This is a genomic window from Bradyrhizobium sp. Pha-3, from assembly GCF_042258615.1.
Taxonomy (GTDB): domain Bacteria; phylum Pseudomonadota; class Alphaproteobacteria; order Rhizobiales; family Xanthobacteraceae; genus Bradyrhizobium.
The window spans coordinates 9,118,490-9,143,179 of the sequence record NZ_CP170152.1 but is presented as its reverse complement, the minus strand read 5'-3'; the positions used below and the strand labels follow the sequence as shown (position 1 = coordinate 9,143,179).

The window sequence follows — 24,690 nt, the reverse complement described above, 5'->3', positions numbered from 1 at the left end:
GCCCCCTCCGGGTGCCGTGCGTCTACTTGGACGTATCAGTGCCGCCTGCTGCGCTCGCGATCGAAATCAGCCGGGTGTTGACCTTCCGGCCTGGGATTGCACGGTCCAATCCAGTGATCACGACCTTGTCGTCTGGCTTCAGTCCCGCGGCTATGACACGCAGCTGACCATCGAGTTCGCCAAGCTGCACAGCGCGCTGCTCCACCTCGTCGTTGGCACCCACCACGAGCAGGTAGCGGCCTTCCTGGTTCTGTTGCAGGATCCTGTCGGGGACCAGCAACGCGTCTGCCTTGGGTGGGCCCATTTGCACGCGGAGCCGAACGAACATGCCGGGGAGCAGCGCGTGGTTCTTGTTCTCAAACACGCCACGCACGAGAATTGTCGCCGTCTGCGGGTCTATATCCGGGGATACGTAGTCGATCTTGCCCCGATGGGGAAAACCTTCTTCGTCCATCAGGCCAACTTCGATCGGGATTTGCTGAAGCTCGGCTAGTGAGAGACGACGACCTTCATTCGTGCGAAACTTCAGCAGATTTTGATCGCTGACATTGAAGGTCACGTAGATCGGATCAAGCTGCACGATACTGGCCAGGTTGATATGCCCCGCGGTGCCTACGAGTTCACCGAGCGACGCCAGATGACGCGTGACGATCCCATCGAATGGCGCCTCAACTCGCGTGTAAGACAGGTTGATTTGCGCGGTTTGCAGGTTGGCATCTGCCGATTCGACATTTGCCTTGTCGGTATCCCTGTTCGCGCGGGCCTTGTCCAGATTTGCTTCCGTGTTGACGCCCTCTTTTTGCAGAGTGTCCTGGCGTTCAAACTCTGCCTGTGTCTGTACGAGCCCTGCCTTAGCGCCGTCGAGGGTTGCTTTAGCTTGGTTCAGTTGCGCTTGGTAGGGCGCCGGTTCTATTTCGAACAAGAGCTCGCCGGCTTTCGCAGTTGCGCCATCGACATAGTTGATGGACTTCAAGTAGCCATTCACGCGCGCGACCAGATCGACAGAGGCAAAGGCCGTCATCGTTCCTGTGTGCTCAAGATAGGGCGTTACTGCCTTTTGCACGGGCGCAGCGACGCCGACATTGGCCGGTGCCGGAAGAACCAGCTTGTTCTTCGCCTCGTTGCATCCACCGAGCAGGCCGAGCGCAACCGTCAGCACGGCAGCGAGGTGCCAAGTCGGGTGGTTCATGTGCGCCGGTTTCTGGATCATCGCCGCATTCCCTGCTGAGCTAGAAACGCGAACCGTCGGTCGAGGCTATGGCACGCGCGTGCCGAATGATCTGATGCCTGTCCTTGGTGAGCTGCACCGGCCCGACCTTGAACCCTCATCGGGACACAATGCCGCAAAAACCTATTGATCTAGATCAACGTGGTGCCCACAGGTCCGAAACGTGGACTTCAGGTCCTGGCTGCGTGAAAGCGCGAAGACGCTCAACGGAATAGAAGTAGTTAGTCGTCCAACACCGCTTTGGTCGCTCAACGCGCAAGCGGATCTCAAAAGCCCGCTTGACTCGGCGTCAAAACGACCGCGTGGCGCGTCGAGGACATCCGCGACCTGATCGTGTGCCTTGGACGCTAAGCTGGGTGGCGAACCGGCGACACTCGGCGCGGCGGGTCAAACGTCTGCGCACATACAACGTCAGGGAGGCGGCCAAGTAACCGGCGCAACCCCCGGCACCGTCCGGCATTGGCTCAAGAGCGGGTTGCACCCCGTCGGGAGCCGCTACCCGACGATCATTCGCGGCGCGGACCTGATCGACTTCCTGAAGCGGCGCGGCACCAGCCGGAAGCAACCTTGTGGTCCCGGTCGACTCTATTGTCTGCGCCGCAAGGAGCCGCGGCGGCCGGCCTTTGACGAGGTCGAATTTTGGCCTGACGGGTCCGCGCGCGGCAGCCTGCGGGGGCTCTGCCCGACCTGCGCCCGCATCATGCACCGACGAACATCGGTGACGCAGATCGCCGCCGCGGCCGGCAAATTGCGCGTTTCATTCCCACACGGCGACCCACGCCTAGCGGCAATTCAAGCCGGCGCCAGCGATTCCGACGATCCTTCCCGCTTGCAAACAGGCGGGCAATGGTCCGAAGCTGTTGGTACATACGTTGGTACTTTTGCCAACCCAAAATATGAAATGACGTAATTGCAGCATCTCAGTAACAAAATGTGATGCGCTCTTGCGGCACCACTCCTCAGGACCATCCCCCGCCTCGATGCGCAGGTGAGCCTTGCTCGCCTGGATTCTCGCACGGCACAATCCGTTCATGTCGCAATCACGGCGAGTTGGCCTGCTGCGAGCCCGTTGGGGACTGTGGCGGCCCTGCGGTGCGTTCAGATGGGTGACAGATGGGTGACAATGAACGTGGCGAGGTCAACGCCCCGCGCCGATCTGCAACACCCGGAACACATCCGGCGGTAGCGAACTCCAGCGCAACGCGAACCGCGCCCGATGCGCAAGCCGACTAAATGATTGGTGAGATAAGACGCGACATGGAGCAGAATGACCGCAGCGGAATCGGTGTACGTTGATTGTGCGTTTTCGGGCGGAAGACTTAATAACTAAAATGCGATTGCTGGGGAGTGACGTTGGGACAGACGAACCACGATAGCGACTTTCAACTACAGCTTGCCTTCCTGAGGGAGTTCCAACGCGCCCACAATCGCCCGCTCCGCGTCCTGCATATCGGCAATATCGCGAACAACGCTTACAACAATGCCTTGATTCAGCGGCGCTTCGGAATCGAAGCGGATGCCATTTGCTACAACTACTATCACGTCATGGGTTGCCCGGAATGGGAGGCCGCAAGCTTCGACGGCAACGTCGACAACATGTTCCCGGATTGGTGGGCCACCGAATTGGGCGGTTGGCGGCGACCGGATTGGTTTGTGCAAGGCCCCGTTCTCGATTGCCTCTCGTACCTTCGTGCGAAGAACGCCGGTGACAGCGAAGCCGCGGTATTTTTCTGGACGCTGCTGCAGGCAAGATATTGGGAGATGCTTGACGGCATCGCAGCCGCAGAGAGCAGGGTCCGTCCACCGATGCCGGAGCATCTGGCAGACACAATTTCAATTGCGCGCGAGTTTCAGGACTTCCAGGCAAGCAAGGCATCCAGAAACGCGCCGCCGCTCGATCAGCCGACCATCGTCCTGCCAGGGGCGACCATAGAGCCTGAGTCTGCACTCTCCCCGATTCTGCCAACCTCATCAGAGTTGGTCTCGCCAGATCCGCAGACTGAGCAAAGCCGATCTCTCGCCAACGAATATCCGAATCCCGAAGGACCAGGCCGCCTCGTATCAACCTATCGCTCCTTGCTGGCGAAATACGTCTTTGTTCATTTGCGGCGTGAGGCGGAAACCGGCGTTGTCGCCGGGCCGAGTCTGGCGGTCGCGATTTGGCGAAGTCAGAGACGCAGCCGCGGCTTGCCGCGCTTTGGCTTCGAGTTTTCTGCTGATGTCTTCACGATGCCGAATCCTGGCGCCGCGACGCCGGCTGCAAGCGAAGGCAATGAATATCGGACGTTCCGCGACTCGCGGCCATCAAGTCCCAAAGGACCAAGCCGGCTCGTATCAACCTATCGCTCGCTGCTAACGAAGTACGTATTTGCTCATTTGCAGCGTGAGGCGGAAACCGGTGTTGTCGCCGGACCGAGTTTGGCGGTCGCAATTTGGCGAAGCCAGAGACGCAGCCGGGGCCTGCCGCGTTTTGGCTTCGAGTTTCCTGCTGATGTCTTCACGATCCAAAATCCTGACATCGCGACACCGGCTGCAGGCGAAGGCGGTGAAGATGGGAGGTTTGGCGGTTCGCGGTCACCAAATCCCAAAGGACCTGGCCGCCTTACATCGATCTATCGCTCCCTGCTGATGAAATATGTATTTGCTCATTTGCGGCGTGAGGCGGAAACCGGCGTTGTCGACGGGTCGAGTTTGGCGGTCGCAATCTGGCGAAGTCAGAGACGCAGCCGCGGCTTGCCGCGTTTTGGCTTCGAGTTTCCTGCTGATGCCTTCACGATGCCGGATCCTGACACCGCGACGCCGGTTGCAAGCGAAAGCGATGTCTCCACGATCCCAGGTCCCGACGCCGCGACGCCGGTTGCAAGCAACAGCGCGGCCGCTGACGCCGGTTCATCAGCCGTTCCCGTGGTGACCCGCCCGGACATCGTCGACCGCCCGGAGTTTCGCTACTTCGAAAAATACGGCAAGGGAGAGGATCGAAACGCCTCGCAACGTGCGGCACTTCTTGGTGACCTGCTGCGACAGTTCACGGATTATCCGGCAGAAGCCCTGGTCCTGGTCGAAGCCTTCGCATCCACCGTTGCCAATGAATTCGCTGACGTATTGCAGCACTATGACATCATTCAGGGCTATTCGATCGACGGGTTCATTCCGTTCATCAACGGGCTCAAGAATTACACGTGTTACGAGCATGGCACGTTGCGGGAACTGCCTTTTGAGAGAACCTATAATGGCATTCTTTGTTCGGCGTCGTACAAGAATGCGGCCTTCTCCTTCGTAACCAACTCGGACGTGCTGCCGTCGGTGGCCCGGCTGAAGTTGAAGAGGGAGCGGACCGTTTATCTTCCGCATGCCTTCGACGATGAAAAGATTTCAAGCTTTCGAGCAGGCCTCAAGCTTCCGAAGCAGGACTTCAAGGTCACCACATTCTTTAGCCCGACGCGCCATCACTGGCACGCGGCACCTGTTTCGATGCAGAAGGGCAATGACCTTTTCTTGCGGGCGGCCGCGCAGGTTGCGCCAATGCATCGCGATTTTCGCATCATCCTGGTCGAGTGGGGTGTTGACGTTTACCGAAGTAGGGAACTCATTCAGGAACTTCGAATTGAAGATATGGTTTCGTGGATACCGTCGTTGAACAAGGCGGAGCTTCGACAGCTGTACTGCTCGAGCGACGTCGTCGTCGATCAGTTCAGGATACCGGCGATCGGCGGCGTTACCTTTGAGGCGATGGCGCTCGGACGCCGAGTTATAACCAACCTTGATGAAACCCAATCAGCGGAGTTCTTTGGAGCGGCGCCGCCCTGCCTGGCCGCCGACAGCGTCGAGACGTGCGCGACCCGGATTCTCGAAATTCTTGCTGATCCGCTGGACGGCAACGGCCGTGGCGATGCCGCGCGCCTGTGGTTTGAGACGTGTCATTCCGCGCAACGCGTCGTCGCGCTTCAACTGGCCGCCTATCGAACGATTTGCGCCGCCTAGAGCATTTTCGGTTCTGATTGAATCAGAACCGAAGCTCTGGATTCTTGCCTTGACGCGTTTTCTTCACGCGAACCGGTGTCCAGCCCGCATCAAGTGCGGGACGGGCTTCGCTCGGAAACGCTCTAGATCCGCGCGTACGGGCCCACTGTCGAGCGCCGGCACCCGCCAGCAGCTACTTTGCATGGGGTTGTTTTCGATATTTTGGTGGGAGCCGCAGCCACCGGGCGCGATGGCGCTGCTGTCGAGGGCGCATCGGCCTTCAAGGTCGTTCGGCCGTGCCGGGCCAGCACAAGGTGGCTGCGATCAGAAAACGAAAGCGCCCCCGGATCGGATCCAGGGGCGCTTTGCGTTGAGCGTGCTGCGCGTGTTCGCCGCGTTACTCGGCGACCGTCTGCACGACGTTGCCTATTGGGCGGCCGGTTGCGATCGGCTTCTCGGTCTTCGCCATCATCGCGTCGTATTCCGGCAGCGTCTCGATCTGGGTCTTGGCCTTCATCCAGACCACTTTGTAGCCGCCTGCCTTCAGTTTGCGCAGCAGCGTCGGCAGTGCCTGCGCGGTGTGCTTCTGCAAGTCATGCATCAGGATGATGCCCTTGTGCTCCTTGTCGAGCTTGGTCATCACGTTGTTGATCACCTCGTCCGAGCTCTTCGACTTGAAGTCGTTGGAGTCGACGTCGACCGAGAACATCGCGATGTTGCGGGTGCCGAGATAGGCTGTGGTCGCCGGCGTATGCGCCAGTGCCGGGAAGCGGAAGAACGGTGCGGGGTTGCTGCCCAGCGCCAGCTTCACCGCGCTAAAACCCTTCTCGATCTCGTCCTTGGCCTGCTGCTCGGTGAGCTTCTTGCTCGCCAGATGCGCATGCGACCAGGTGTGGGCGCCGATGGTGTGGCCGGCGGCGGCGACCTGGCGGAGGATGTCCGGGTGATAGGTGGTGTGCAGGCCGATCGGGAAGAACACCGCCTTGGTGCACTCGTCCGCCAGCGCCTTGAGCACGGCGGGCGTGGTCGGCCACGGACCGTCGTCGAAGGTCAGCACCACCTCATGGTCGGTCAGGAAGTCATACTGCTTGTACTGCAGGAAGCCGAAGCCTGGGCCGCCTGTGGTGTCGACGACGACGGTGCGGGTGATGCCGAGCGCATCGGGATTGGCGCATCTGGGCGCGGCTGCGACCGGGGCCGGCGCCGCTGCGGGGGCTGCGGCCGGGGCTGCCGGCTGGCTGGCATCGGCGCGCTTCGACAACGCGGCCGTCGTCTCGACATCGTCCTTGGCAGCCTGCTTTGCCGCGGCCGCAGGAAGCGGCTCGGCCTTGGCGGCGGCAGTTGTCTGCGGAGGAGCCGCGTCGGCACGCGGCGAGGAGGTCCAGAACCACACGCCGGCGATCACAATCGCCGCTACAACACTGGCCAGCATCAGGCCCAACGCACTACGCATCGCTACACTCTCTCGGAACTTAAGGATACGCCACACCCGTAACGAGCGATTAATGCCAACAAGGTCTTAACGCGATCCCAACAGGGCGCAGGAAGGACAAGAAAAAGTGCGGCTTAGGCGTGCGTGATGACCGTCACAGTCGGTCAGCTCGCTCCCGTGCAGGATCGGATCCATCAAACAACGGGCCCCGCCAGTTGCGGCGCCGATGGGAGCCGATCATGATCACCGTCTTCAAAACTGAGGTTCTTGGGTCTGGCGTTCGCAGTATCGGCGTCACACTGGCTTTTGCGGCCACCGTTTGCGTGCTGTCGTCGACCGCGAGCTTTGCGTTCAGCGCCGAGGCGCAACAGATGTGCTCAGGCGACGCGTTCCGCCTGTGCAGCGCCGAGATCCCGAACATCCCCAGGATCACCGCCTGCATGGTCAGGAATCGCCCCCAGCTGAGCAGCGGCTGCCGCGTCGTGCTCGACCGCGATCTCGCCGCCCAGCGCAGGGCCGCCGCGGAGTGATTTTGCGCGGCATCGAACAGGGAACCGGCTGGTCTGGCCCGCGGTTTCAAGCTTCTTCGCGGCCCTGAAACGCTATAGAACCGGCGTTGCATTCCTTAGAGGCATTGAAGATGACCCGATTTCTGTTCGCCGTCGTTCCGCTGGTTCTGTTGACGTCGGCCGCCTCGGCACAGCAGCAGGGGCGTGATGCCTGCTCACGCGACGCCTCGCGGTTCTGCCGCGCCCATCTCAGCGAGGGCGATCAGGTCGTGCTGGCCTGCCTGAAGGAGCATCGCAGCCGCCTCAGCAAGGCCTGCCAGCAGACGCTCATCGATAACGGGCAGTAGCCATCGAGATTCCGGGTTCATCGCTGCGCGATGCCCCGGAATGACGCCAGATATTACGTGCTGCTGCCTGCCGCGGTCGCGACCACCGGGATCACTTCCTTGGCGGCGCGGTCCGGGGTCTCGTCCTTCCAGCGCACCGAGCCGAACGGACGCTCCAGCATCCGGCGCACGCGGATCGGCTCGGCGCCGATGTGGAAGCCGGCCGCCTTCTGATGCAGCGCGCGCTCGATCTGGGTGGCGCGGTTGCGCTGACGCAGGAAATCGAGCCAGGTCGGGCAGTGATAGCGCTCGGTCCACAATTCGGGATCGGCGATGTCGCGCGCGATCGACCAGCCATAGGCGCCGTTGCGCTGGCGGCTGAGCTGCACGTCCTGCATCACATTGTGGAAGGCGCGGGCGTTGTCCTGCGCCACCCGGTATTCGATCTCCACCACCAGCGGCCCGCTGCGTCCGGTCAGTTGCAGCCGCACCTCGGGATCGGCCAGGGTATCGGTCGCGTCCTCGTTGCGCGCGCCGACCGGCGGCATCCTGAGCCAGATGCCGAGCACCGGCGACAGCAGCATCAGCCCGGCGGAGATCAACAGTGCCATCTCGACGCCGCCGAGGTCCGTGATACGGCCCCAGCACCAGCTTCCGATCGCAATGCCGCCGGCGATCGAGGCCTGGAAGGCCGCCAGCGAACGGCCCGCGACCCAGCGCGGCGCCGACAGCTGCACGCCGATATTGAACAGCGCGATCGCAAGCATCCACACCGCGCCGGCAACCACCAGCGCGGCGGCGGTGAGCACCGGCTGCTTGCTCACGGCAACCGCGGCAATCGCTGCGCCCATCGTCAACGCGCAGACGCGAATCGCAGCTTCGCCGCTGAGCCGGCTGCGGATCTCGCTGATATTGAGCGCGCCGATCACCGCGCCCATGCCGAAGGCGCCGAGCATGATGCCGTAGGTCTGGGCGCCGCCATGCAGCAGGTCGCGCGCCACCAGCGGCATCAGCGCCGAGACCGAGCCGCCGATGATGCCGGTCACCATGGTGCGGGTCAGCACGATCCTGATCGACGGCGAATTCGTGATGTAGCGCACGCCGGAGACGATGGCGCGGTTCAGCCGCTCGCGCGGCAGCCGCGACGGCTCGCTGACTCGATTCCACAGAAACAGCACGACGAGCAGCGGCAGATACAGCACGGCATTGGCGGCGAATGCCGCCACGGCGCCGGCGGACGCGACCACGATGCCGCCGATCGCCGGGCCGAAGCTGCGCGCGATGTTGTAGCTGATGCCGTTCAGCGCGACCGCGGCGGGCAGCGTCTCCGACGGCACCTGCTCGCTGACCGAGGATTGCCAGGCCGGGCCGAACAGCGCCATGCCGCTGCCGACAACGAAGCACAGCGCGAGCAGGATGTTCGGCGTCACCAGATTGAGCCAGGCCAGCACCGTCAGCGTGGTGGCGCCGGAGAGTGCGATCGCCAGCGACACCAGTGCCACGATGCGGCGGTCATGCATGTCGGCGATGGCGCCGGCCGGCATCGCGATCAGCATCACCGGCAGCATCAGCGCGGTCTGCACCAGCGCGACCTTGTCGGCCTCCGCGGTCATCTGGGTCATCGCCCAGGCGGCGCCGACGCCCTGGATCAGGATGCCGAGATTGGAGAGCAGGCTGGCGAGCCAGATCCGCCTGAAGATTGAGTGCCGCAACGGTGCAGTGATACTGTCGGGTCGATCAGGCGGTGCGGTCATATCCGGTTCCGGTTGGCCTGCTATGGCTTGTTGAATATTCCGGCTGATCAACTGATGCCCGCGAAACGCGTGTCCTGTCCAGCGTTTACGGTATCCTTACGGGCTGTAGGACACAGCTAAAGCACTGAAAGACCTGAGGAAGGCTTGGGGAAGGGGACCAATGGCGCTGTCGCGGCGAACAATTTTGCAGGGGGCCGGCGCGCTGTCCCTGCTGGCCGGCCGTCTTGCCGTCGCGGACCTGGCTCAGTCGGTCCTCGCTCGGTCCGCCTTGGCCCAGCCGGCGTCCGCCGGCGACATCCCGCCGATCCTGTTCGTGCACGGCAATGGCGATCACGCAGCGCTCTGGCTGACGACGCTCTGGCGGATGGAATCCAACGGCGTGCCGCGTGAGCGCATGGCCGCGATCAATTTCATCGATCCGCTGGCGCGCACGGACGACAAGGTCGAGCAGGCGGGCCGCTCTTCGACCGAGGATCAGCGCCGCGAACTCGCCGAGGCGGTCAGGGAGCTGAAGCAAAAGAGCGGCGCTGCGCGTATCGCGCTGGTCGGAAATTCGCGCGGCGGCAATGCGATCCGCAACTACGTCAAAAATGGTGGCGGCGGCGACATCGGCCACGCGGTGCTGTGCGGTACCCCCAATCACGGTGTGTATGCCTCGGACGATGGGCTCGGCAACGAGTTCAACGGGCGCGGTCCGTTCCTGCGCGGACTGAACGATGGCGACAGCGAGGTGACTGTCGGCACCGCATTCCTGACCTTGCGCAGCGACGGTCTCGACAAATATGCGCAAGCCGACGGCCGCTTCATCGGCAAGCCGGGCACGCCGACCAACGTTACGTCCGAAGGTCCGGCGCTGAAAGGCGCGACCAACCTGGTGCTCGGCGCCGTGGATCATCGCGAGACCGCGTATCATCCACGTGCCTTTCGCGAGATCTACAAATTCATCGCAGGCCACGAGCCGTCGCGGATCGAGATCGTGCCGGAGACGGCGGTGAGGCTGAGCGGCCTCGTCACGGGGACGCCCGGCGGCGTGCCGACCAACCGGCCGGTGCCGGGTGCCACGGTCGACATCTATCATGTGTCGGCGGAAACCGGCGAGCGTATCGGTGGCCCGCTGCACAGCTCGCAGACCGGTGCCGACGGCCGCTGGGGGCCGGCGCAGGTCGAACCATCCTGGCCGCTCGAATTCGTGCTGACCTCGCCTGATGGAGTGACGACGCACATCTATCGCTCGCCGTTTCCGCGCTCGTCCGAGATCGTGCATCTGCGCGCGGCGCGACCGCTGCTGCCTGCCGACGCCGGTGCGGGTGCCATCGTGCTGATGTCACGGCCGCGCGGCTATTTCGGGCTACCGCGCGATATCGTGCTGTTCGACGGCAAGGAGCCGGCCGATGTCAAATCCGGCGTGCCGACGGATGCGGTGACGACGTTGCGGCTCGCCGCAGCCGATGTCGGCCGTCCGGTGGTTGCCGTTTTCAATCAGGAGCGCATTGTGATGCGGGCCTGGCCGGCGTCGGAGAATCGGATTGCGGTCGCCGAGCTGACTTATTAGGTCTTGTGCAGGGTCCGCGCGCCTTCATGGCGGCGGGATCGCATGGCCGGATCGGCCGTTGCGTGAGGCAGGAAGCGAGGACCATGAGCATAGCCGAAGTCTACGATATCACGGTCATGCGGCGTCCCCTGGTTCCGCCGGCGCCGCCGCGCGCGCCCGCCGACATGGGCGCGTTCCAGCGGATGCGGGTGATGCGCAACTCGCCGATCGAGACCTGGGGCCAGCGCGCCTATGAGGACGACATCGTCCAGGGCCGCTTCCTCAACCACTCGAGCTTTATCCTCAATACGCCGGATGCGATCCGCCACGTGCTGGTCGACAATTACGAGAACTACACCCGTACGCCCGCCGGCCTTCGCGTGCTGCGTCCGATGCTGGGCGAGGGACTGCTGATCGCCGAGGGCCGTGCATGGAAGCATCAGCGCCGCACGCTGGCGCCGGCGTTCACGCCGCGCGCGGTGACGACGCTGGTGCCGTATATGATCGCGGCGGTCGACGAGACCATCACCAAGCTGAAGGCCGCGAGCGGCGGCCCGGTCGATCTGCGCGAGGTGATGCAGCGCATGACGCTGGAGATCGCCGGCCGCACCATGTTCTCGTTCGGCATGGATCGCCACGGCGCCGCGTTGCGCGACTTCGTCATGGAGTATGGCGACACGCTGGCGCGGCCGCATATGCTCGACCTGGTGCTGCCCTTGAGCTGGCCGACCCCGCAGGATTTCCGGCGCGCCCGCTTCCGCAAGCGCTGGACCGCGTTTGTCGGCCAGCTGATGGCCGAGCGTCGTGCCGCCGGCAAGGATGACAACGCGCCGGCCCGCGACCTGTTCGACCTGATGGGCGCCGCGCGCGATCCCGAAACCGGCCAGGCCTTCTCCGACGCCCAACTCGGTGACCAGGTCGCGACCATGATCCTGGCCGGCCATGAGACGACCGCGACCGCGCTGTTCTGGGCGCTCTATCTGCTGGCGCTCGATCCCGACACCCAGGAGCAGTTGGCAGCAGAAGTCAGGAGCGTGACGACATCAGGCGCGCTCGACATCGAGCGGCTGAAATTCACCCGCGCGGTGATCGACGAAACCATGCGGCTCTATCCGCCGGCGTTCCTGATCGCGCGGGCGGCAGGCGGCCCCGACACCATCTCGGGCCGTCCGGTCAGGAAGCATGACGTAATCCTGATCGCGCCGTGGCTGTTGCACCGGCATGAAAAGTTGTGGCGCGATCCTAACGCGTTCGTGCCACAGCGTTTCATGACGGAAACGCCGCCCGATCGCTTCGCCTATCTTCCGTTCGGCGTCGGCGCGCGGGTCTGTATCGGCGCGCATTTCGCGCTGGTCGAGGCGACGCTTGCGCTGGCGCGGATCATCGGCGCGTTCCGCGTCGCGCTGGCGGACAAGGATCCGGTGCTTCCGATCGGCGTAGTGACGACACAGCCGAACCGCTCTCCGGCGTTCACGATCAAGCCGCGCTGACCTTGCGCGGCGGTGTCCCAATGCTCATCTAGGGGCTCACCATGAGCGATACGCAAGCCCACTTCGCAGTCCTCAGGCAGACGGCCGATCCGGCCGTCGTCGATGCCATGCAGCAGCTGATCGCGGACGGCCATGACCGCGAGCTCAACCGCATCAACGTTCTGGATTTCTCGCGCCGCACCGGGCTCGACCAGGAGAGGGTGATCTCCGGTTTCCTGCATGCCTCGCGGCTCGGCCTGTTCGACATGAGCTGGAACGTGCTGTGTCCGGGGTGTGGCGGCGTGCTCGACGCCCACACCACGCTGAAGTCGTTGCGCCATGACGACTACAATTGCGCGCTGTGCGCGGCCGGCTACGAGGCCTCGGTCGACGAGCTGGTCGAGGTTGCCTTCACCGTCAGCCCGCGGGTCCGCCGCATCGCCGCGCACGATCCGAATACGCTGCCGATCTGGGAATATTTCCGCCAGATGTTCTGGAGTTCCGGGATCGAGTTCGACGAGAGTTCAGTGTCGACCCTGATCAACGAGGTGACGCTGGAGGGGCTCGAGCTGCCGCCCGGCGAAAAGGCGATCCTGTCGCTCAACCTGCCCAATCAGTTCGTGATCGTGTTCGAGCCGGTGACGCATTCGGCGCACTTCTTCGCCATCGAGGGCGAGCCGACCACCGAGCGTCAGCAATTCTCGATCGCGTTCAACAAGTCCCATGCGCCGACCGGCACCTCGACGATGCGGCCGGGGCCGCTGCGGCTCTCGCTGGAGAATCACGCCGACGTTCGCGTATTGCCTTCGGTGTGGATCGCGGGCGATCCGCTGCACAAACTGCTCGGCAAGCGCAAGCCGATCCTCACCGCGAAGCGGATGCTGTCGAACCAGACCTTCCGCGACGTGTTCAAGGCCGACAACCTCACCGTCGACCAGCGGCTGAAGATCACCGCGCTGACCTTCCTGTTCACCGATCTCAAAGGATCGACCGCGCTCTATGAGCGGGTCGGCGATCTCGCCGCGTTCGACCTGGTGCGCGCGCATTTCCACGCGCTGCTTGAGATCATCGCCTCCGAACACGGCGCAGTCGTGAAGACGATCGGCGATGCCGTGATGGCGACCTTCATCCGGCCCGAGCACGCATTGTCGGCGGGCCTGCGCATGCGGGCCGCGATGAAGCAGCTCAACACCGAGCGCGGCAAGGAGGATCTGATCGTCAAGATCGGCATCCATGAGGGGCCGTGCCTCGCGGTGACGCTGAACGAGCGGCAGGACTATTTCGGCCAGACCGTGAATATCGCCGCACGGGTGCAGAGCCTGTCGACGTCGCAGGAAATCCATTTGACCCAGCCGGTGATGGAATCGGCAGAGGTCGCGGGCATCCTCGATCGCGCGGCGATCAAGCCGATCCAGAAGGAAGCGGCGCTGCGCGGCATTGCCGACAAGCTCGTGGTGTACGAGATACCGTAGTCACATTGCCGACACGTAATGCTTGCTGAAACGTAATGCCGCAGCGGGAACCCGCGCGGATTGCGCCGGTTGTGTTTCCACGCCATATAGATTTCAACAGCGCATGGTCCGGCTGTTTTCCGGATAGATGCTCAATCAAAGCTTCCAGGCTTCATCCCACAGAGAGAGCGATGCTCGACGGACTCCGCCAATTCATTGCCGATATCGTCTCCCCCGATGCCCAGGCTGACCGCGCCTTCGATGACGGCGACTACCGCCTGGCGGCGACCGCGCTCTTGGTGCATGTCGTCTCGCTGGACGGCGAGCCGACGCCGGCCGAGACGCGCAAGCTGCACAGCCTGATCGAGAGCCGTTTCCAGCTCGATCCCGGCACCGCCGACAGACTGATCGCCTCCGCCATGCGCGTCGAGGGCGAGGCCGTCGATCTCTATCACTTTACCAGTGTGATCATGCGCTCGGTGAATGAGGAGGGACGGCTGCGCATCGTCGAGATGATGTGGGAGCTGGTCTATGCCGACGGTCAGGTCAGCGAGTTCGAGGACAATGTGGTCTGGCGTGCCGCCGATCTGCTCGGCATTTCCTCGCGCGACCGCATCGATCTTAAGCACCGGGTCGCGGAGAAGCAGGCGGAGCTGCCAAAGGGCCCCTGGGGCACGGCAGACGCGGCAATCTGACCCGGCTGCCTGCGCAAGCGGACGCCCCTCTGGCGACGTTGTGGATGACGAAATTTTAATGTCAGCCGCGATTGCGGGCGATCCGACTGAAAATCGGTCGTTTCGTCACGAAACCAGCGACCCCGCCGCTATCCACAAGCCCATACGCGGCTTGCGTCACACCGCATCCCTATGCTCTCGTCGCCCCGTTGGGGACCTCACCAGAATTTGCAGTAAGAGTTTGAAACGTGACTGAGCGTGTGACGCTGATAACCGGGGCATCGGCGGGCATAGGCACCGAACTGGCGCGCGTGTTTGCATCGAATGGTCACCGCGTGGCGCTGGTGGCGCGGCGCGCCGATCGCCTGAAGACCCTCGCCGACGAGCTCGGGGCCAAGGGCGGCGCGGCGCCGATCGTGATTCCCTGCGATCTCCAGCAGACCGATGCGGGCGAGCGGATCGCACAGGCCCTGACCGAGGCCGGGGTCGAGGTCGAATATCTCGTCAATAATGCCGGCTTCGGCCTGTTCGGGCTCGCCATCGAGCGCGACCGCGCCGAACAGCTCAACATCATCAACCTCAATATCCGCGCGCTGACCGATCTGACGCTGCGTTTTGCCGACCAGCTGATCCGCAACCGCGGTGGAATCCTCAATCTCGGTTCGATCGCCGGATTCCTGCCGGGCCCCGGCATGGCCGTGTACTACGCCAGCAAGGCCTATGTGCTGTCGTTTTCCGAGGCGTTGCGCTGTGAACTGGCGCCGAAAGGCGTGCGCGTCACCGTGGTTTGTCCGGGTCCCGTGCCGTCCGAGTTCCAGGATCGCGCCGGCTTTGCTCCCGGATTCGATTCCGCCATCCTCGACGTCGCGCCGGACGAGGTCGCCCGCCAGGCCTATCGCGGCCTGATGGCCAACAAGCGCGCCGTGCTGCCGGGCGCCTTCATCAAAATGGTGCCGTTCCTGCTCCGGCTGTTTCCGCGCTCCTTCATCCTGACCGCGGTCGGCGGATTTCAGCTGCGCAAGCGCTAGCTTTCCCGAATCGCCCTTTATCGCCGTTAAGCCTGTTTCTGGCCCGCGATTTGCTTCGCAGGGGTGTGCGCAAACTCACACGATGTTAACGACCACTTAGCTATGATCGTGCCTTACGTGCCGAAACTTTAAGCAGAGGCAATGTCGTTCCGGTCTGACCAGAGCCGTGTCGTGGTGCCCTTCGCGAGCCGAAGGCCGGCCGCGGTCACGCCCAAGGATCAGATCTCGGATCAAACCTCGCTGCGGCCGGTGCTGGTCGTGCTGCATCAGGAGACATCAACTCCCGGCCGGATCGGCAACGCCCTGCGGGCGCTGGGTTACCCTCTCGACATCCGACGTCCGCGCTTCGGCGACGCGCTGCCCGATACGCTCGAGGCGCATGCCGGTGCGGTGATCTTCGGCGGTCCGATGAGCGCCAACGATCCCGACGACTATGTGCGGCGCGAGATCGACTGGATTTCAGTTCCGCTGCGCGAGCAGCGCCCGTTCCTGGGCATCTGCCTCGGCGCGCAGATGCTGGCGCGGCAACTCGGCGCCAGGGTCGCGCCGCATCCGCAGGGCCGCGTCGAGGTCGGCTATTACCCGGTCCGGCCGACCGAGGCAGGCCGCGCACTGTGCCCGGACTGGCCGGCGCGGGTCTATCACTGGCATGGCGAGGGCTTTCAATTGCCTGCAGGAGCGGAGCTGCTCGCGGCGGGCGATGATTTCCCGGTACAGGCATTCCAGTTCGGCAACGCCTTCGGCCTGCAATTCCATCCCGACGTGACCTACGCGATGATGCATCGCTGGACCACGCGCGGTTGCGCGCGAATGGATTCGCCGGGCGCTCAACCGGGTCATCTGCACTTCGCCGAGCGCGCCGTGCACGATGCCGCCGAGCGCGCCTGGCTGAAGCATTTCATCGACGGCTGGATCGCGCGCGTGCCGCGGCCGGTCATGCTGCAGGCCGCGGAATAGCCGCCGCGCGGAATTTCGCGCCGTCTTTTCATTTGCAGGGATGTGCTAGTCTTGCCGTTGCCGCGCGCGGCCCGCATCGCCGCGCGGATCAATAACAACAAGGCACAGGGAGATCGCCGTGAGCTACCAACACATCCTCTATGAGGTCAGCGACAGGATCGCGACCATCACGCTCAACCGCCCCGACCGCATGAATGCGTGGACCGCGATCATGGAGCGCGACGTGCGCCACGCGATGGAGGCGGCGGCCAATGACGACAATGTTCGGGTCATCGTGCTGACCGGCGCGGGCCGCGGCTTCTGCGCCGGTGCCGACATGGAAGCCTTGAAGGGGATTGATCCCAACGAGGTCCGGCGCGGCGAGAGCATCCCGTTCGACATGAACCGCCGTGCCGACTGGCAGACGCGCTACGCCTATTATCCCGCCATCAAGAAGCCCGTGATCGCGATGCTCAACGGCGCCACGGCCGGTATCGGCCTGGTCCACGCGCTGTATTGCGATCTGCGCTTCGCGGCCGATAGCGCGGTGTTCACCACCGCCTTCGCGCGGCGCGGCCTGATCGCCGAACACGGCATCAGCTGGATGCTGCCGCGCATCGTCGGTCATGCCAACGCGCTCGACCTGCTGATGTCGGCACGGCGCGTGTCGGCCGCGGAGGCGCTGCGCATCGGCCTCGTCAACCGGCTCTCGTCGCCGGAGAAGCTGCGCGAGGAAACCTATGCCTATGCCCGCGATCTCGCCGATTTCGTCTCGCCGAGCGCCATCGCCGTGATCAAGCGCCAAGTCTACGACGTGCCGTTCCAGACGCTCGCCGAGGCCACCATCGACGCCAACCGCGAAATGCAGATCGCGCTCAAGGGCAATGATTTCAAGGAAGGCGTCGCGAGCTTTGTTGAGAAGCGGCCGCCAAGGTTTACCGGGACGTGAGGGGAGAGGGGGGCCTGAGGTTGCCGAACCAGCCCGGCTTCGCCCTTCGGGCTTCGCCGGACACCACGCTTCACCCCTCGGGCTCTGCGCGGCTGCGCCACGCGTAGGGTGAGGACTGAAGAAGAGGGGTTTTGGACCGGTCCGTCTTCGCCCTTTGGGCTTCGCCGGACACCACGCTTCACCCTTCGGGCTCTGCGCGGCTGCGCCACGCGTAGCCCGAAGGGCGAAGCGTGGTGGAGCCAGGCGGGATCGAACCGCCGACCTCGTCATTGCGAACGACGCGCTCTCCCAGCTGAGCTATGGCCCCATTGCGGCCGGGTGTTGCTGAGTATCCCGGCCGTCAGTCGGGCGCCATTTACAGTCCCGCCCAAGGTCAAGTCAAGAACGGTGAAACAACGGTTTTCGGCCCGTACCGCCGGGAACTTCCCTTGTTTGCGGGGGGATGAACCGATATTTAGAGCATGAACCGGACCCGGCGGGCCGCGCCAGCAAAAAGTGCGTCGCGGCTTTCTGAAAAGATCCTGCTCAAACAAGGAGCGCGCTGGCGGTTCAGTCCGGTCTCGTTGCGCTTCACCTGGTCGTCCCACCCGCGAGCCCCCATCATATGCGCGCTGTTCTCGACATCGTCATCATCGTCCTCGACCTCTATGTCTGGCTCCTGATCGCCTCCGCCATCCTGTCCTGGCTGGTCGCCTTCAATGTGGTCAACACGCGCAACCAGTTCGTCTCCGCGGTGGCCGAGTTCCTCTACCGGATCACCGAGCCGGTGCTGCGGCCGATTCGCAACGTGATGCCGAACCTGGGCGGGCTCGATATCTCGCCGATCATCGTGATCCTGATCATCATGTTCGTCCAGCGGGTGATCGCCTATTACATCTATCCCAACGTGATCTGATCCCCCGCGATGGACCCTTGCTGATGGAGCCGTGGCGATGGATCCTTGGCGCTATTCCACCGGGGGCATCAGCATCGCCTTGCGCGTGACGCCGCGCGGCGGCCGCGACGGTATCGACGGGATCGAGACGCTGGCCAACGGCCGCTCGGTGGTGAAGGTGCGGGTCCGCGCCATTGCGGAAGGCGGCGAGGCCAACCGTGCGGTGACCGAGCTGCTGGCCAAGGCGCTCGGCGTGCCCAAGGCCAGGGTGAAGCTGTTGTCCGGCGCCACCTCGCGGCTGAAGCAGGTGGCGGTCGACGGCGACCCGAAGGGGCTTGGCGAAATGTTGAGAAAGCTGACCCAGCAGGAAACAAGGGACTGACATGACTGCCCGCATCATCGACGGAAAAGCCATCGCCGCCGAGCTTCGCGCCCGCGTCGCCGACGAGGTCGCACGCGTCAAGCGCGACCATGCGCTCACGCCGGGGCTCGCCGTCGTGCTGGTCGGCCATGATCCGGCAAGCGAGGTCTATGTCCGCAGCAAGCACACCCAGACCCAGGCCGCCGGCATGGCCTCGTTCGAGCACAAGCTGCCGGAGGATGTCTCGCAGGCCGATCTGCTGGCGTTGATCGCACAGCTCAACCGCGATCCGAAGGTGCATGGCATCCTGGTGCAGCTGCCGCTGCCGAAATCGCTCCACACCGAGACCATCATCAACGCGATCGACCCGGCCAAGGACGTCGATGGCCTGCACCCGAACAATGCCGGCCGGCTCGCCGGCGGCCTTGCCGCGTTGTCGCCCTGCACGCCGCTCGGCTGCATCATCCTGACCAAGAGCGTGCACCCCTTGCTCGAGGGCATGAACGCGATCGTGATCGGCCGCTCCAATCTGGTCGGCCGCCCGCTGGTGCAATTGCTGTTGAACGAGAACGCGACGGTGACGATCGCGCATTCGCGCTCGCGCGATCTGGCAAAGCTCTGCGCCCAGGCCGATCTGGTCTATGCGGCGGTCGGCCGTCCGGAGATGGTGCGCGGCGATTGGCTGAAGCCGGGCGCGACCGTGATCGATGTCGGCATCAACCGCATTCCGGTCCCCGGCGGCAAGCCGAAGCTGGTCGGCGACGTCGCCTTCCAGGAAGCGCTCGGCGTGGCCGGCGCGATCACGCCGGTGCCCGGCGGCGTCGGGCAGATGACGGTGGCGTGCCTCCTGGTCAACACGCTGCGTGCCGCCTGCGCGATTGCCGGCCTGCCGGCGCCGGCGGTTTAGCCTCTCTTACCTCGCCCCGCTTGCGGGGAGAGGTCGGATTGCATCGTCAGATGCAATCCGGGTGAGGGGGTACAGGTCTCTCGACGTTCGCAACTCGTGGAGGGAAGCCCCTCACCCCAACCCTCTCCCCGCAAGAGCGGGGCGAGGGAGTCCAGGCAGCGTGCTATTTCTTCTTCGCGCGCTCGATGCCTTCGAGGATCAGCTTGCGGGCTTCGTCGGCGTCGCCCCAGCGCAGCACCTTCACCCACTTGCCCTTCTCGAGGTCCTTGTAGTGCTCGAAGAAGTGCTGGATCTGCTGCAGCGTGATGTCGGGCAGGTCGCTGTAGTTGTGCACCTTGTCGTAGCGCTGGGTCAGCTTCGAGGACGGCACCGCGATGATCTTCTCGTCTCCGCCGGCCTCGTCCTCCATCAGCAGCACGCCGACCACGCGGACGCTCATCACGGCGCCCGGCACGATCGCGCGGGTGTTGACGATCAGCACGTCGCAGGGATCGCCGTCGCCCGACAGCGTGTGCGGGATGAAGCCGTAATTGCCGGGATAGCGCATCGGCGTGTAGAGGAAGCGGTCCACCACCAGTGTGCCGGCCTCCTTGTCCATTTCGTACTTGATGGGCTCGCCGCCGACGGCAACCTCGATGATGACGTTGACGTCGTGGGGCGGATTTTTTCCGATCGATATGGCGTCGATACGCATGGATTGCTCCGCGTGGCCTTTGGAAGTTGAGAAGGATGTGATTTTTTGGTTGGCGCCGCCAGGCCGCGAAACAACATCAGGCCCGGCCTGGGGGCCGGGCTGGCCGTCGCGCGCAAACGCTCAGGCTGTTTAGCCTTGCTGCAGCTGCGAGAGAAGCAGGATTTTCAGTTGGACCAGGCGAAAGCGACCTTGTCGAGCGACTTCGGCCCGAACCGCTCCGAGGAGCGCGCCACCATGCGGCCGCCCAGCGCGCGGTAAAACTCGGTCGCCGGCTCGTTGTCGGAGAGCGCCCAGATCACCATGGTCTTGAGGCCGCTCTGCAGGAGGTCGCGGCGGGCTGCGGCGAACAGGCGCCGGCCGAAGCCGAGGCCCTGGAATTCCGGCCGCAGATAGAGCTCGTAGATCTCGCCTTCGAAGTGCAGGCTGCGGGCGCGGTTGCGGCCGTAATTGGCGTAGCCCGCGATCCTGTCGCCGAACACCAGCACGCTGACGCGGCTGCCCTTGCGGATGGCACTGTCCCACCACTGCGGGCCACGGCGATTGATCAGCTTTTCGAGTTCGGCGCCGGGGATGATTCCCTGATACGCCGAGCGCCAGGCTTCGTCATGGGTAGACGCCACCGAGGCTGCGTCTGCAGCTTTGGCCGGCCGGACCTCGATTAGCGTTGTGCTCATGGGTCTAATCAAAGCAAGTCGGAGGGCCGCCTTCAAGGTCCATCGTTAATTATCGGTTAACGTGTGGATTTTTTGCATCAGTGTCATGAAAACTTGTGCCGAAAGAGGACACTCGCCGGGCTCGCGCGACCAATCGCCGATCCCGGCCTGTGCAAAGCGTGGATCGCGGGCGCTGTATGACAATGCCGCAGCTCGGAAAAGTCCGTTCGGAGCTGATTCGTCGTCGGAATTTTGCGAACGAATCCAGTCGTCACGTGGGTGCATCGCGCGCTCCGCTTCTGCGCCGCAGTGGATTTCCGCGCGCGTCCGGCCTATGGCAGCGGCGGTATTTGCGCGCGCCGAGACCGGCCTGATCACGAGCGGACTGCTATGACGCTCTACTTCCTGATCAAATATCTGCATGTGCTCGGCGCCATCGTGATCCTCGGCACCGGGACCGGCATCGCCTTCTTCATGCTGGCGGCGCATCGCACGCAGGATGCGGCTTTCATCGCGCGCACGGCGTCGACCGTCGTGATTGCGGACATGATCTTCACGCTGAGCGCCGTGCTGCTGCAGCCGGTGAGCGGTGGACTGCTGATGATGCTGTCGGCCACAAGCCTGACCGAGCGCTGGCTGTTGGTTTCGCTGGCGCTCTACGCGCTGGCCGGCGCGTTCTGGGTTCCCGTCATCTTCATGCAGATGGAGATGCGCGACCTTGCGCAGGCGGCCGCCGAAAAAGGTCTCCCGTTGCCGCCGCGCTACGATGCGCTGTTTCGCCGCTGGTTCCTGTTCGGGATTCCCGGCTTCGGCTCGGTGATGATCATCCTCGGGCTGATGATCGCGAAACCATTCTAGAGCATGATCCGACTCCCATGAGTGATGACGCATCACACAAGATACTCGTGCTCGGCGCGTCGGGCCTGATCGGGCGCACCATCACCGACGATCTGAGGGCGCGCGGCTTTCACGCGGTCGGGGTCGCGCGGCATTTCACGCCTGCTCAAAAGATGAGCGCGGCCGACCTCGAACTTCCCGTGATGTCGATGGATGCGGCGGCGCTGACGCAGCTGATTCGCACACACGAGGCGGACATTGTCGTGAATTGCCTCGGCGTCTTGCAGGATGGTCCGGGCAGCGACACAAGCGCGGTTCATCGCGACTTCGTGGCGCGGTTGCTGCAGGCTGTCAGGGACAGCCACCGCGCCGTCCGGCTCGTGCACATCTCGATTCCGGGCACGGATAGTGAGGATCGCACCGCCTTCAGCGCCACCAAGCGCGAGGCCGAACGGCTGATCGCGGCGTCCGGCATCGCCTACGCGATCCTGCGCCCGGGCTTTGTCGTCGCGCCTTCGGCCTATGGAGGCAGCGCCATGCTGCGCGCGCTGGCGGCGCTGCCGGTCGATTTGCCGGCCGCCGAGGCGGCGACGCCGTTCCAGCCGGTTGCAGTCGAGGATATCACCGCCACCATCGCCTGGCTCGCTTCGCGCGATGTTGCCGACGAAGCGGTGCGATCCGTGACATGGGATTTGATGCAGCCGCAGCCGATCTCGCTCGGCGGCGTCATCGCCCAGTTCCGCTGGTCGTTCGGCACGGCGAAACATGTCCGCCTTCCGACGCCGTCGTTGCTGATCGATCTCGGCGCCCGTCTCGGCGATCTCACAAGCCGCCTCGGCTGGATGCCGCCGCTGCGCTCCAACGCGATCGCCGAATTGCGCCGCGGCGTCACCGGCGATCCCGCGGCGTGGATGGAAGCGACGGGCATCGTGCCGAAGACCATCGCGCAAGCCGTCGGCGGGCGCCCCGCGACCATTCAGGACAAATGGTTCGCGCGCCTGTTCCTGATCAAGGCGCTGACCTTCGCAAGCCTCGTGCTGTTCTGGGTTGCGTCCGGCTTCATCGCGCTGGTCATCTCCTATGACGCCGCCGCCGGCATTTTGAGCGCGCACCATTTCCCGCCTGCCTTGGTTGGGCCGGTGACGGTGCTGACCAGCCTGATGGACATGAGCATCGGTGTGCTGATCGCCTTCCGCCGCACCGCCGCGTTCGGTCTTGTTGCAGGCATCGTCGCCTCGCTCGGCTACATGGCGGGATCTGCGATCCTGACGCCCGATCTCTGGATCGAGCCGCTCGGCGCGCTGGTGAAGACCGGGCCTGCGATCGTGCTGATGCTGGTCGCGCTTCTCATGCTGGATAATCGATGACGAGTTGGCCCGACGACGACGTGATCCTCTACGACGGCGTCTGCATCTTCTGCTCGCGCTGGGTCCGCTTCGTCATCGCGCGCGATATGGCGCGCCGCTTCCGCTTCACGCCGATCCAATCCGACTACGGCACACGGCTGGCGAAGACCTTCGGCATCGACCCCGAGGATCCCGACACCAACGCCGTGGTCCATGGCGGCATCGCCTGGATGAAGTCGGATGCGGCACTGACAGTGCTGAGCTATCTCCCCGGCTGGGGCTGGACCCGCGCGCTGTTCGCAGTGCCCAAGCCGCTGCGCGACGCGGTCTACAGCCTCATCGCCCGCAACCGCTACAAGATCTTCGGGAAGTACGAGACGTGCTTTGTGCCGGACGCCGACATGCGGGCGAGGGTGCTCGAATAGTTTCCGCCGTCATTGCGAGGAGCAAAGCGACGAAGCAATCCATCTATCCGATTGCGGCGCGATGGATTGCTTCGCTCCGCTCGCAATGACGATGGGGCTACTTGCGCGCCAACTCCGCCACCACTTCCTTCGCCGCCCTCTCTCCGCTGTCCCGCGCGCCATGCGCGGTCGAGAAGAAATGCGGCGAGGTGGCTTCGCCTGCGAAGAACAGCCGGCCGTCGACCGGTGCGGCCAGCACGGCGCGCTTGTCGGCGTGGCCGGGCAGCGCGTGCGAGTAGGAGCCGCGGGCGAACGGGTCGTTGGCCCAGCGGGATTCGCTGAGCGGCTTCAGCTTGCGGCGGAAATCATTGCCGAGGAAGGAGACGATCTCGTCGATGCTGTGCGCGGCGATGGCGCCGTCGCCGGCGTCTTCAAGCTGTTGCGCAAAGCGTCCGCCGAAGAAGCCCTCGATGCAGGGCTGGCCGAACGGGCGGATGTGATAGGTGCCCATCTCGGTGCGCATGGTGGCGCCGCGCAGATTGCCTTCCTTGGGCAGCGCCTCGGGCTCGGCGAGCGCCAGCGTCACCTTGTCGGCGAGGCCGAGCGGCAGCCCGCGCGCGGCATCGAGCTTGCCCGGCAGCGCAGGCGAAAAGCGGATCGCCTCAATGGCGATCAGATTGGTCGGCACGGTGACGATTACCTTGTCCGCCTCAAGCACGCCGCGCGAGGTCTCGATGCGCAGGCGCGGGCCTGCGTGATCGATCAGCCTGACCTCGCAATTCAGTGCGACCGATACTTGCTCGCCATAGGCCGCGACCAGCGCGCCATAGCCGCGCTTGACGCGCCAATTGACGTTGCTGTCCTCATAGGCGTCGAAGTCGAGGATCGAGAGCTGGTCGAGCTCGCAGCCATTCACATAGGTCGAGATCGCATCGATCATCGGGTTCCAGCGGTTGCCGGGCTCGAGATAGCGATCGGCGGATGCGTCCTTGTCGCCGCGCGCGGCCTGCTCGATGCGATCGTAGAACTGGTCGAGCGCAAGCATGAACGCGTCGCGGTCGGCCTGCGGGAAGGCCTTGCCATAGGCGCGCTCGCGCCACGGCGGCAGGTCCTTGTTGAGCTCGAAGTCGAGCTGCTGGGCGATGCCGACAAAGCTGTTCTGGTCGGCCGAGTGCAGCCAGCCGCAGCCGACGTCGAACACCACGTCAGGCGCGGCCTGGATCGTATGCGCGCGGCCGCCGAGGCGGTCACGGGCTTCCAGAACGATGGCGGAAAGGCCGGTGCCCTTCAGCGCATGCGCGGCGCCGAGGCCCGCAGCGCCGGCGCCGATGATGGCAACATCGACCGTGGAGGGAAGGGAACTCATG

Annotated in this window: 24 protein-coding genes and 1 tRNA gene; 17 read left to right on the top strand and 8 right to left on the bottom strand. The window is 64.2% G+C overall.

The annotated features are described in order from the left end of the window. Positions 1 to 22 precede the first annotated feature (22 nt). The gene (locus tag ACE10Z_RS42665) at positions 23 to 1,210 is read right to left on the bottom strand and encodes an efflux RND transporter periplasmic adaptor subunit (RefSeq protein WP_375786024.1); all 1,188 of its coding nucleotides are present in this window, start codon (positions 1,208 to 1,210) and stop codon (positions 23 to 25) included. A gap of 358 nt (positions 1,211 to 1,568) precedes the next feature. Here ACE10Z_RS42665 and ACE10Z_RS42660 point away from each other — a divergent pair, with 358 nt between their 5' ends. Further along, a complete protein-coding gene (locus tag ACE10Z_RS42660; RefSeq protein ID WP_375786023.1) occupies positions 1,569 to 2,138 on the top strand; it encodes a hypothetical protein in 570 nt (189 codons plus the stop codon). A 443-nt stretch (positions 2,139 to 2,581) separates the two neighbouring features. Next, complete coding sequence (locus tag ACE10Z_RS42655) at positions 2,582 to 5,209, top strand: glycosyltransferase family 4 protein (protein WP_375786022.1); 2,628 nt, start codon at positions 2,582 to 2,584, stop codon at positions 5,207 to 5,209. A 376-nt stretch (positions 5,210 to 5,585) separates the two neighbouring features. On the opposite strand, the gene ACE10Z_RS42650 is transcribed toward ACE10Z_RS42655, so the two are convergent. Further along, on the bottom strand, positions 5,586 to 6,641 hold the full coding sequence (locus ACE10Z_RS42650) for a polysaccharide deacetylase family protein (protein WP_375786021.1): 1,056 nt from the start codon (positions 6,639 to 6,641) through the stop codon (positions 5,586 to 5,588). Positions 6,642 to 6,859: 218 nt separating this feature from the next. Here ACE10Z_RS42650 and ACE10Z_RS42645 point away from each other — a divergent pair, with 218 nt between their 5' ends. Together ACE10Z_RS42645 and ACE10Z_RS42640 are read left to right on the top strand one after the other, a co-directional pair. Beyond that, the gene (locus ACE10Z_RS42645) at positions 6,860 to 7,150 is read left to right on the top strand and encodes a hypothetical protein (protein WP_375786020.1); all 291 of its coding nucleotides are present in this window, start codon (positions 6,860 to 6,862) and stop codon (positions 7,148 to 7,150) included. 110 nt (positions 7,151 to 7,260) lie between these two features. Next, the gene (locus ACE10Z_RS42640) at positions 7,261 to 7,476 is read left to right on the top strand and encodes a cysteine rich repeat-containing protein (protein ID WP_092126426.1); all 216 of its coding nucleotides are present in this window, start codon (positions 7,261 to 7,263) and stop codon (positions 7,474 to 7,476) included. Positions 7,477 to 7,529: 53 nt separating this feature from the next. Here the strand turns inward: ACE10Z_RS42640 and ACE10Z_RS42635 are convergent, their stop codons facing one another. Next, a complete protein-coding gene (locus tag ACE10Z_RS42635) occupies positions 7,530 to 9,209 on the bottom strand; it encodes an MFS transporter (RefSeq protein ID WP_375786019.1) in 1,680 nt (559 codons plus the stop codon). A 160-nt stretch (positions 9,210 to 9,369) separates the two neighbouring features. Between ACE10Z_RS42635 and ACE10Z_RS42630 the strand changes: the two genes are divergently transcribed. The 7 genes from ACE10Z_RS42630 to ACE10Z_RS42600 all read left to right on the top strand — a co-directional run bounded on the left by ACE10Z_RS42630 (position 9,370) and on the right by ACE10Z_RS42600 (position 17,247). Further along, positions 9,370 to 10,761, top strand: coding sequence for a hydrolase (locus ACE10Z_RS42630; protein WP_375786018.1), 1,392 nt, complete (start codon positions 9,370 to 9,372; stop codon positions 10,759 to 10,761). 83 nt (positions 10,762 to 10,844) lie between these two features. Beyond that, on the top strand, positions 10,845 to 12,230 hold the full coding sequence (locus tag ACE10Z_RS42625) for a cytochrome P450 (protein ID WP_375786017.1): 1,386 nt from the start codon (positions 10,845 to 10,847) through the stop codon (positions 12,228 to 12,230). A gap of 41 nt (positions 12,231 to 12,271) precedes the next feature. After that, a complete protein-coding gene (locus tag ACE10Z_RS42620) occupies positions 12,272 to 13,681 on the top strand; it encodes an adenylate/guanylate cyclase domain-containing protein (RefSeq protein ID WP_375786016.1) in 1,410 nt (469 codons plus the stop codon). Between the two features lie 170 nt (positions 13,682 to 13,851). Then, positions 13,852 to 14,355, top strand: coding sequence for a TerB family tellurite resistance protein (locus tag ACE10Z_RS42615; protein WP_229187986.1), 504 nt, complete (start codon positions 13,852 to 13,854; stop codon positions 14,353 to 14,355). A 227-nt stretch (positions 14,356 to 14,582) separates the two neighbouring features. After that, positions 14,583 to 15,362: an SDR family NAD(P)-dependent oxidoreductase gene (locus tag ACE10Z_RS42610; RefSeq protein ID WP_375786015.1), complete on the top strand. Its 780-nt coding sequence runs from the start codon at positions 14,583 to 14,585 to the stop codon at positions 15,360 to 15,362. Between the two features lie 141 nt (positions 15,363 to 15,503). Continuing rightward, complete coding sequence (locus ACE10Z_RS42605) at positions 15,504 to 16,319, top strand: glutamine amidotransferase (protein ID WP_375786014.1); 816 nt, start codon at positions 15,504 to 15,506, stop codon at positions 16,317 to 16,319. A 118-nt stretch (positions 16,320 to 16,437) separates the two neighbouring features. Next, positions 16,438 to 17,247 (top strand): enoyl-CoA hydratase, encoded by an 810-nt coding sequence (locus tag ACE10Z_RS42600; protein ID WP_375786013.1) that lies wholly within the window; start codon positions 16,438 to 16,440, stop codon positions 17,245 to 17,247. A gap of 231 nt (positions 17,248 to 17,478) precedes the next feature. On the opposite strand, the gene ACE10Z_RS42595 is transcribed toward ACE10Z_RS42600, so the two are convergent. Then, positions 17,479 to 17,554: transfer RNA gene (locus tag ACE10Z_RS42595), tRNA-Ala, on the bottom strand. Between the two features lie 297 nt (positions 17,555 to 17,851). On the opposite strand from ACE10Z_RS42595, the gene ACE10Z_RS42590 reads away from it, so the two are divergent. Genes ACE10Z_RS42590 through folD form a run of 3 tightly spaced genes read left to right on the top strand, consistent with a single transcriptional unit; the run spans position 17,852 to position 19,389 of the window. Then, positions 17,852 to 18,142: a YggT family protein gene (locus ACE10Z_RS42590; RefSeq protein WP_375786012.1), complete on the top strand. Its 291-nt coding sequence runs from the start codon at positions 17,852 to 17,854 to the stop codon at positions 18,140 to 18,142. 37 nt (positions 18,143 to 18,179) lie between these two features. Further along, on the top strand, positions 18,180 to 18,503 hold the full coding sequence (locus tag ACE10Z_RS42585) for a DUF167 domain-containing protein (protein ID WP_375786011.1): 324 nt from the start codon (positions 18,180 to 18,182) through the stop codon (positions 18,501 to 18,503). Between the two features lies 1 nt (position 18,504). Continuing rightward, positions 18,505 to 19,389 carry a bifunctional methylenetetrahydrofolate dehydrogenase/methenyltetrahydrofolate cyclohydrolase FolD gene (folD, locus tag ACE10Z_RS42580; RefSeq protein WP_375786010.1) on the top strand — a complete coding sequence of 295 codons (885 nt, stop codon included), beginning with the start codon at positions 18,505 to 18,507 and terminating at the stop codon, positions 19,387 to 19,389. A gap of 163 nt (positions 19,390 to 19,552) precedes the next feature. On the opposite strand, the gene ppa is transcribed toward folD, so the two are convergent. The 3 genes from ppa to ACE10Z_RS42565 all read right to left on the bottom strand — a co-directional run bounded on the left by ppa (position 19,553) and on the right by ACE10Z_RS42565 (position 21,159). Further along, entirely contained in the window at positions 19,553 to 20,083 is a 531-nt protein-coding gene (gene ppa, locus ACE10Z_RS42575; RefSeq protein WP_021078233.1) for an inorganic diphosphatase, read from the bottom strand. Positions 20,084 to 20,247: 164 nt separating this feature from the next. Further along, the gene (locus ACE10Z_RS42570; protein ID WP_194457662.1) at positions 20,248 to 20,757 is read right to left on the bottom strand and encodes a GNAT family N-acetyltransferase; all 510 of its coding nucleotides are present in this window, start codon (positions 20,755 to 20,757) and stop codon (positions 20,248 to 20,250) included. Between the two features lie 45 nt (positions 20,758 to 20,802). Next, complete coding sequence (locus ACE10Z_RS42565) at positions 20,803 to 21,159, bottom strand: hypothetical protein (RefSeq protein WP_375786009.1); 357 nt, start codon at positions 21,157 to 21,159, stop codon at positions 20,803 to 20,805. On the opposite strand from ACE10Z_RS42565, the gene ACE10Z_RS42560 reads away from it, so the two are divergent. The 3 genes from ACE10Z_RS42560 to ACE10Z_RS42550 are packed head-to-tail and all read left to right on the top strand — an operon-like array spanning position 21,127 to position 23,344. Continuing rightward, the gene (locus ACE10Z_RS42560; RefSeq protein WP_375786008.1) at positions 21,127 to 21,594 is read left to right on the top strand and encodes a DUF2269 family protein; all 468 of its coding nucleotides are present in this window, start codon (positions 21,127 to 21,129) and stop codon (positions 21,592 to 21,594) included. The genes ACE10Z_RS42565 and ACE10Z_RS42560 overlap by 33 nt on opposite strands. Before the next feature lie 17 nt (positions 21,595 to 21,611). Then, positions 21,612 to 22,940: an SDR family oxidoreductase gene (locus ACE10Z_RS42555; protein WP_375786007.1), complete on the top strand. Its 1,329-nt coding sequence runs from the start codon at positions 21,612 to 21,614 to the stop codon at positions 22,938 to 22,940. Continuing rightward, the gene (locus ACE10Z_RS42550) at positions 22,937 to 23,344 is read left to right on the top strand and encodes a thiol-disulfide oxidoreductase DCC family protein (RefSeq protein WP_375786006.1); all 408 of its coding nucleotides are present in this window, start codon (positions 22,937 to 22,939) and stop codon (positions 23,342 to 23,344) included. Before ACE10Z_RS42555 ends, ACE10Z_RS42550 begins: the two co-directional genes overlap by 4 nt. 97 nt (positions 23,345 to 23,441) lie before the next feature. On the opposite strand, the gene ACE10Z_RS42545 is transcribed toward ACE10Z_RS42550, so the two are convergent. Further along, on the bottom strand, positions 23,442 to 24,689 hold the full coding sequence (locus tag ACE10Z_RS42545) for a flavin monoamine oxidase family protein (RefSeq protein ID WP_375786005.1): 1,248 nt from the start codon (positions 24,687 to 24,689) through the stop codon (positions 23,442 to 23,444). Between the last annotated feature and the right edge of the window lies 1 nt (position 24,690).

Coding starts and splice junctions, on each gene's coding strand:
- ACE10Z_RS42665 (WP_375786024.1), bottom strand. CDS start 1,210: ATGATCCAGAAACCGGCGCACATGAACCACCCGACTTGGCACCTCGCT.
- ACE10Z_RS42650 (WP_375786021.1), bottom strand. CDS start 6,641: ATGCGTAGTGCGTTGGGCCTGATGCTGGCCAGTGTTGTAGCGGCGATT.
- ACE10Z_RS42645 (WP_375786020.1), top strand. CDS start 6,860: ATGATCACCGTCTTCAAAACTGAGGTTCTTGGGTCTGGCGTTCGCAGT.
- ACE10Z_RS42640 (WP_092126426.1), top strand. CDS start 7,261: ATGACCCGATTTCTGTTCGCCGTCGTTCCGCTGGTTCTGTTGACGTCG.
- ACE10Z_RS42635 (WP_375786019.1), bottom strand. CDS start 9,209: ATGACCGCACCGCCTGATCGACCCGACAGTATCACTGCACCGTTGCGG.
- ACE10Z_RS42630 (WP_375786018.1), top strand. CDS start 9,370: ATGGCGCTGTCGCGGCGAACAATTTTGCAGGGGGCCGGCGCGCTGTCC.
- ACE10Z_RS42625 (WP_375786017.1), top strand. CDS start 10,845: ATGAGCATAGCCGAAGTCTACGATATCACGGTCATGCGGCGTCCCCTG.
- ACE10Z_RS42620 (WP_375786016.1), top strand. CDS start 12,272: ATGAGCGATACGCAAGCCCACTTCGCAGTCCTCAGGCAGACGGCCGAT.
- ACE10Z_RS42615 (WP_229187986.1), top strand. CDS start 13,852: ATGCTCGACGGACTCCGCCAATTCATTGCCGATATCGTCTCCCCCGAT.
- ACE10Z_RS42605 (WP_375786014.1), top strand. CDS start 15,504: ATGTCGTTCCGGTCTGACCAGAGCCGTGTCGTGGTGCCCTTCGCGAGC.
- ACE10Z_RS42590 (WP_375786012.1), top strand. CDS start 17,852: ATGCGCGCTGTTCTCGACATCGTCATCATCGTCCTCGACCTCTATGTC.
- ACE10Z_RS42585 (WP_375786011.1), top strand. CDS start 18,180: ATGGATCCTTGGCGCTATTCCACCGGGGGCATCAGCATCGCCTTGCGC.
- folD (WP_375786010.1), top strand. CDS start 18,505: ATGACTGCCCGCATCATCGACGGAAAAGCCATCGCCGCCGAGCTTCGC.
- ppa (WP_021078233.1), bottom strand. CDS start 20,083: ATGCGTATCGACGCCATATCGATCGGAAAAAATCCGCCCCACGACGTC.
- ACE10Z_RS42570 (WP_194457662.1), bottom strand. CDS start 20,757: ATGAGCACAACGCTAATCGAGGTCCGGCCGGCCAAAGCTGCAGACGCA.
- ACE10Z_RS42560 (WP_375786008.1), top strand. CDS start 21,127: ATGACGCTCTACTTCCTGATCAAATATCTGCATGTGCTCGGCGCCATC.
- ACE10Z_RS42565 (WP_375786009.1), bottom strand. CDS start 21,159: ATGCAGATATTTGATCAGGAAGTAGAGCGTCATAGCAGTCCGCTCGTG.
- ACE10Z_RS42555 (WP_375786007.1), top strand. CDS start 21,612: ATGAGTGATGACGCATCACACAAGATACTCGTGCTCGGCGCGTCGGGC.
- ACE10Z_RS42550 (WP_375786006.1), top strand. CDS start 22,937: ATGACGAGTTGGCCCGACGACGACGTGATCCTCTACGACGGCGTCTGC.
- ACE10Z_RS42545 (WP_375786005.1), bottom strand. CDS start 24,689: ATGAGTTCCCTTCCCTCCACGGTCGATGTTGCCATCATCGGCGCCGGC.